The organism is Rhodococcus sp. GQ147 (assembly GCF_059759155.1).
The window spans coordinates 1-1,225 of sequence record NZ_JCAXDU010000060.1; the positions used below are offsets into that span (position 1 = coordinate 1).

Below are 1,225 nucleotides of genomic sequence, written 5' to 3' on the forward strand. Positions count from 1 at the left end.
GGGTGGGCTTCCGCTAGGCGGCGGAAATGGTTCGACATCCGGTGACTGGTCGTCGCCACAAGCCACGAGTCCGAGGACGGCTGTGGGGAGGACGATGAGGGCGGTGATGTGTTTGTGCATTGAACTGACGTTTCTCGAATGGCTGCATGTGCAGCCTGCTATCGAAGGCGAGTGAGCCGAGCGGTAGCCAGCTGATATGTCCTTGTGTGAATCCTGGCCTCGCTGTAGATGGTCTCCGTCGTCTTCTCACTGTCGACGGCACTCGATCTCGAGTGCGTACTTATATGATCGCCATGGCAGTGAAGAACGTCACAGCTCGTCTTGGACGTTATGCGACGTGTAATCGGGCCAGCTTGTCGAGGCTTTCCGCCACCATGCCGAGGTCATCGTCAAACAGGTGCCCATACCGGTCGAGAGTCAGCGCAGCACTCGCGTGCCCGAGCATGCGTTGAAGTGTCTTGATGTTCGCGCCGGCGGTGATCGCCAGCGAGGCGGCAGTGTGCCGGAGTTCGTGCGGAGTGAGTCCTGCCGGCACGCCGGAAGCCTTCACGGCCTTGTCCCACCACCGTCGACGGACATTGTTCGCTCGGAGGTACCCGCCGCGGCTGGCAGGGAAGGCCAGGGCATCCTGCGGCATGCCCTTCAGCCGGTCGTGCAGCATCGCCATGAGGAAACCCGGCACGGGCACATCGCGGGCTTGGTTGGACTTCGTTGCGGAGACGACGATTCTCGAATCGACGACTGTCGCAGATCGGTGGATTCGCATCCTGCCGCGTTCGAAGTTCACATCCGAGACGGTGAGGGCTGCCGCTTCACCGAAGCGCAGACCGCAGTAGGCGAGGACATAGACGAACAGTCCGTTCTGGCCGGCGGCCTTCGCCAGTTGCGAGACCTGCTCGGCAGTGAGGTAACGCCGTTCCTCGTGATGGATTCGAGGAAGGTCGAGGCCGGTTGCCGGGTTTGTAATGATCCTCGAGTCCTTGACCGCCTGGTCGAGGATCTGAGAAACCACGCTGACGTTCTTGCGAACGGTCGCGGCCGAACTTGTCGCTGCCATGGTCGACACCCACTCACGCAGGTGCCTGCGCGTGACTCGCGCGATGGGAACGCGTCCGAAGGTCGGAAGGATATGCACGTCCAGTGCTGACCGATACCTTGCCGCAGTAGAAGCGGACAGGTTCACCTTCGCGGCCATCCACTGCTCTGCGAGCTCTCCGAAAATGTC

At 61.5% G+C, this 1,225-nt stretch carries 1 protein-coding gene; it reads right to left on the minus strand.

The genetic code is table 11. From position 1 onward, the window contains the following. Positions 1-328: 328 nt before the first annotated feature. On the minus strand, positions 329-1,225 hold an 897-nt coding region (locus AC6CID_RS25005; RefSeq protein WP_498354665.1), incomplete at its 5' end, for a tyrosine-type recombinase/integrase.